This window comes from uncultured Odoribacter sp. (assembly GCF_937966165.1).
Lineage (GTDB): Bacteria > Bacteroidota > Bacteroidia > Bacteroidales > Marinifilaceae > Culturomica.
Genome location: NZ_CALCLB010000035.1, coordinates 1 through 4,811, shown reverse-complemented (window position 1 = coordinate 4,811; position 4,811 = coordinate 1). Strand labels below are relative to the sequence as shown.

Below are 4,811 nucleotides of genomic sequence, written 5' to 3'. Positions count from 1 at the left end.
ACAGGGCTTTGTCCTGGAACAATTCCGTTGCCTGTACTGTTCCGTCGGGATTCAGTACGGGACCTGCTTTGTGAATATTTTCTTTTATGGCAATCAATTGATGAAGAATTTCTTTCATTGTAGCAGGTAAATCGTTAGGTACGTCCCCCTTTTCTCTGCGGATGCCATAAAATCCCGGGAATAGTTTTAAAAGCAGGGAGGTAATCACTCCCGAAATAATCGTTAGGATAGTGGTTTTTAGCCCTGTTAACAATTGAGGCAAGGCTGCACTGATATTTGTTACATCAAAATGCAGTAAGCTATAAGTAATCCCGGCGAAGGTCCCTAACAATCCCAGTGAAATAACGACGGAATGGAGCGTCTGGCGATTGTACCAAAATCTTCCGATAAATGGAAACAGGAAAATAATCAGCGAACAAATAATGGGAAACAAGTCATTCATAAAGTAAAATTATTGTATATATGTTTTATATAATTCGGTCACTTTCTCTGAAACTCTCCGGCAATCGAAGCGTTGCTCGATAATTTGCCGGTTTACAAAAGCGTATTTATCCATGAGGTCCGGATGCCTGGCATATTGAATATAACATAGTGCCAGTTTTTCGGGGCTTGAAAAAGGAGCAATCAATCCGTTTCTCTCGTGGGTGATTAACTCCCGCGTACCGTCGGTCGGAGTAACGACCAGGGCTTTTTTCATGGCCATTGCTTCGAGCAGGGAGATGGATAATCCTTCCCAGAGACTGGGCAGACAGAAAATATCTATGGCATGTAGTAAGTCGGGTACATCCTGACGGAAAGGTGTAGTTATAATGTAAGACCGGGCATTTTGTGCCTGAATAAAAGCCTGCATTTCTTCCTGTTGGTCCCCTTCCCCTACGATAAGGGCTTTTAGTGCAGGCAGTTCTTTATGAGCCAGCAATATACTTTTTATAAAATCCAGGGGGGCCTTTTGTAAGGTCAGGCGTGCAATAAAACCCACAATAAGATCGTCAGGCTGAAATCCCAATTCTTCCCGTATGTTTTTCGATGCTTTATCGGGATCGAATTTTTCTAAGTTGATACCGTTTTCGATAACCGTGGCTTTTTTTAAACCAAAATTCTTTTCTCCCGTGAATCGGTTACTTTCGGAAACGCAGATAACTTGTTTCGTATAGCGACAAATTAATTTTTCACTCAGGCAACGGAGCCGGTAAATCAAAGGCGATTGACTCTGATGAAAGCTCCAGCCGTGTACGGTATAAATGAAAGGGATATGAAGTTTATGAGCCAAAAAAACGACATTTGAGGCGGCCCGGCTTCCATGGGCATGAATAAGGCAGATTTTCTCGGATTGGATGATCGTCTTGATTTTTTTCGAAATTCGGGGATCGAAAGGGTAGCTGGTTTCGACAATATAAGTTTTGATGCCTTTTTGCTGTAAGGTGTCGACCATTGGGCCGCCGGTGAAGGACAGCACGACGGCTTCCACTTCCTGAGGATTGAAATGGCTTACCAGATCCAGCAAATGTGTTTCTCCTCCGCCGATTTGTCCCTGCCGGATGACTTCCAATACTTTTATAGGCTTTTTATGATTTATTGCTGTCATGGCGCTATATGCGTTTTACGGGTATGGATAAATTTTTTACTACCTCCTTTCAGGCGGAACATATTGAAAACCATGATACAGAAGAGGGCTGGCAGTTTATTGATAGATTTTTTAAATTTATCGTCGACCATTTTATCCGGAATGCCTAAACACAGAGTGATTCCGATGATGATAAATAATCCCCACCATTTGATAGCCAACGGCCAGTCCAGTATTTGCATAATTGTTCCCATGACAATGATTCCTCCGAACAGGATCAATCGCGGAGGAATTAACCATTGGATTAACTTATCACTGTAATCGATATTTCCGGAGATAATGGCATGTGGAAGATCCCGGAATACACGTCCCCATTGGGCAAACTGGGTTGCAATCCAACGACGGCGCTGGCTGGAAAATCCTGCCTTATTCTGGGTTTTTTCATCGTATACGTAAACGTGATCCAAAAATTCGATGAATATTCTTTGTTTCAACAACAGGGCTTCCAGTTCCTTATCTTCACCGGCAGTATGCAGGTATTTGACATTTTTGCGGAACCACTGATAATCAAAAGCCATCCCGGAACCGATCAGGGCAGAAGAGATGCCCAGGCGGACATGTCCCCGGCGAAAAATAGAATTGTTGATTTCTTCACTTACACCGTCGAGGATGGCAATTTCCGTATTCCGGTTTTTTGCTGTCCGGTGGGTTTGAACAGCTTGGATTCCGGCATCAAATGCCTTATTGATCTCGGTGAGAAAATCTGTTTCAACAATATTGTCAGCGTCCAGTATAACGACAACATCATAAGAATCGCTACCCAAGGAGTCCATTGCCAGATTGAGGGCTTTGGCTTTAGAACTGTTGCTGTAAGAAGCTTTTAACACTGTAATCGGCAATTTAGCAAGGCGTTCATTGGTGTCTTCCTGCATATGGTCGGAGATGACGACAATATGGAATAATTCACTGGGGTAATTTTGCAGCAGGAAGGATTGTACTGAATTCTCGATGATCAGATCTTCTTTGTATGCGGGAAATAATATGACAAATCGGCGTTTCTTTTTAGCTTCTGGATAACGCATATCCCGGCGTATAAGTGAAGCAAAGGTGTAAAACAACGGATAAGCTACGATCAGTGCGGCGATGATCCAGCAAATGTATTCAATCATATAGAATATTTCCCTGAAATTCATTATTACGACATTTTATTTTTCAACTTAAAAAAACTGATACATCCTTTCCCGACGGCTTCTGATTGGGGTATTTTACATCGTAGCAAATTTACAATTAAATTTTTAGGAATGGCAATACAAAATTGGTAAAGTAGGGCCAATATCCGCGTTGTTCCTTGACGGTTACGCCAGGCATAGAGTAAACGGTTACGGGTGAGATAGTATAATTTTAATGGGCTGTCCGAACCAGTGGAGCTACTTTCTTTATGATAAATAGTACAGCGGGGATCGTAGCGTAGTTGATAGCCACAGCGGATCATCCGACTGCACCAGTCTGTTTCTTCGTAGTAAAGGAAGTAAATTTCCGGCATCGGTCCTACTTCGCAAATCACTTCCCGACGAATCATCATAGCTGCTCCATGAAGTAAAGCGGTGTATTCAGGAATATTGTATCTTTCAGTGTCAGGCTGGTTATAGCCGATGGACCGGTTGCGTAAGGTGTAGGTTGTCAGTGGCGTAAATCCGGCATATTGAATGTTTCGGGGAGATGCTGCAAATTTAATCTTGGGTGATACGGCCGCGGTTTCGGGATGTTGTTCCAATGTTTCGCAAAGAAAACCAATGGTATCGTCCTCTAAAAAGGTATCATTGTTTAAAAGTAAAATATATTTTCCCTTAGCCATCCGGATCCCGAGATTATTTCCCCCGGCGAACCCCCGGTTTTTGTCGCTGCGGATCACTTGAACCGAAGGAAAGCGTTTCTGGATCAGAGCTGCTTCGTTTTCCCGGGAAGCGTTGTCTACCACAATCACTTCATAGACGCAGGTGTGCAAATGAGATTGCAGTGATTCCAGCATTTCACAGGTGTCCTGCAAACCATTATAGTTCACGGTTATAATAGATATGTCAGGGCTTAATGGCGTCATCATGTATTAGTTCTTTATCGTAATAGGGGGCTGTATATAAAAAGGCCATTAAAGTATAAACAATAATACCGTTGGGAAAATTGAGAACTTCATTGGCGTAACAGGTTACTAAGATGCCCGTTATGCCTCCGGTAATAGCGTATAACTGTCCTTTCAGTTCTTTGCTTTTTATTTTATAAAAAATAATTTGAGTACTTTTAATCAGGATAGCGATAAGGATACATAAGTAGAGAGTGAGGCCGACAACTCCTGTTTCTACATATGTCATTATAAACCAGGAATCGGTTGCAATATAGGTGAGGGGGTCATGTTTATCTACTTCACGGAAACGGTTTGCTTTAACTCCGGCAAGTCCTAATCCAGTACCGAAAGGTTTATCTTTCATGAGCTCAGTTATTTTTCCCCGGTTTTCGACTCTTACATTCCAGGAAGCATCCGTGAAATCGAGACTGGTACGCATTCGCCGGATGAGCCGGTTGCCTTCTCCTATATCTGTATATTTTAAAAATACAAATGCCGTGATTAATAAAGCTCCACTGATAAAAATAGCTTTTTTTTCTCTGCATAAAAGTAGAAAAATGATTAAACCGACAAAAGGAATGGCAATATCACTACGGGTTCCGGATATCAACAGCCCGTAACCAGCAGCTATTGTCGTGCCCCAGTACAGCAGTTTGATCCAGAGTTTCCGGACATAAAAACCGGAAATACCGAACACAACCATAGATATTCCCATGCCGGCTCCGTAGGCTGCAGCATCCGTAAAAAACGAAAAATAGCGGATTCCCGTACTAATGATATGAGTGCGGGCTCCTCCTTCTACAAATAACCAATTCAGTTCGCCCCAATCAAATCCCCTGTTTCTTTGCCAATAGCCTTTTGCTGCTGCCAATAAAGTTAAAACAGCCCATATAATAAGTAACCATTGAAAATGTTTATAGCGGGTAAAAAGCAAAGGAATGAAGAGAGCGCAGCACAAAGGATAAAAGGCATAGTGGGGGAAAGCAATAGACCAAGGTTCCCATAACGCTCTGGGGTTGAATAATTCCAAAACACAGTAAATAAACCAGATACTCCACAGGAGGGTCAAAAAATTCCGGCATCTTTTCCAGTCATAAGGATGAAATATATTTTTTAAAAATATTAATA

4 protein-coding genes and 1 pseudogene are annotated in these 4,811 nt (G+C 42.1%); all 5 read right to left on the bottom strand.

Annotated features, from left to right (window positions below; genetic code table 11):
* Positions 1-442, bottom strand: a pseudogene (locus tag Q0465_RS13145) (hypothetical protein); the annotation flags it as partial.
* A 9-nt stretch (positions 443-451) separates the two neighbouring features.
* Positions 452-1,585, bottom strand: a complete 1,134-nt coding sequence (locus Q0465_RS13140) for a glycosyltransferase family 4 protein (protein ID WP_298616821.1) — start codon at positions 1,583-1,585, stop codon at positions 452-454.
* Positions 1,582-2,757, bottom strand: coding sequence for a glycosyltransferase family 2 protein (locus Q0465_RS13135; protein WP_298616820.1), 1,176 nt, complete (start codon positions 2,755-2,757; stop codon positions 1,582-1,584). Before Q0465_RS13135 ends, Q0465_RS13140 begins: the two co-directional genes overlap by 4 nt.
* Positions 2,758-2,759: 2 nt before the next feature.
* Positions 2,760-3,665 (bottom strand): glycosyltransferase family 2 protein, encoded by a 906-nt coding sequence (locus tag Q0465_RS13130; protein ID WP_367274312.1) that lies wholly within the window; start codon positions 3,663-3,665, stop codon positions 2,760-2,762.
* Positions 3,643-4,811: O-antigen ligase (locus Q0465_RS13125; protein WP_298616819.1), on the bottom strand; the 1,169-nt coding region annotated here is incomplete at its 5' end. The genes Q0465_RS13125 and Q0465_RS13130, both read right to left, overlap by 23 nt.

Coding starts and splice junctions, on each gene's coding strand:
- Q0465_RS13140 (WP_298616821.1), bottom strand. CDS start 1,585: ATGACAGCAATAAATCATAAAAAGCCTATAAAAGTATTGGAAGTCATC.
- Q0465_RS13130 (WP_367274312.1), bottom strand. CDS start 3,665: ATGATGACGCCATTAAGCCCTGACATATCTATTATAACCGTGAACTAT.
- Q0465_RS13135 (WP_298616820.1), bottom strand. CDS start 2,757: ATGAATTTCAGGGAAATATTCTATATGATTGAATACATTTGCTGGATC.